Raw genomic sequence first — 234 nt, 5'->3', positions numbered from 1 at the left:
CCGGGCGCTGGATGCGGCGAACTGCGATGAAACTGCCGCGCAGCTTGCTGTGCTGCGTCAGTTCGTCGAACGCCGGCGCGAAGCGTTGGCCAATCTGGAAGTGCAGTTGGCCGCCATGCCGACCGCGCCGGCACAGCATGCGGAGAGTTTGCCATGAACAGCCCCGAGCGCATGCCGGCCGAGACGCACAAACCGTTCACCGGCTACCTGTGGGGCACGCTGGCCGTGCTGACT

Annotated in this window: 1 protein-coding gene; it reads left to right on the top strand. The window is 66.7% G+C overall.

Going from position 1 to position 234, the window contains the following annotated elements:
• Positions 1–153: 153 nt before the first annotated feature.
• On the top strand, positions 154–234 hold an 81-nt coding region (locus HMPREF0072_RS10825; RefSeq protein ID WP_039931623.1), incomplete at its 3' end, for a mercury resistance protein.

Source organism: Anaerococcus lactolyticus ATCC 51172 (genome assembly GCF_000156575.1).
GTDB classification, from domain to species: domain Bacteria; phylum Bacillota; class Clostridia; order Tissierellales; family Peptoniphilaceae; genus Anaerococcus; species Anaerococcus lactolyticus.
This window is presented reverse-complemented; position numbering and strand designations above follow the sequence as displayed.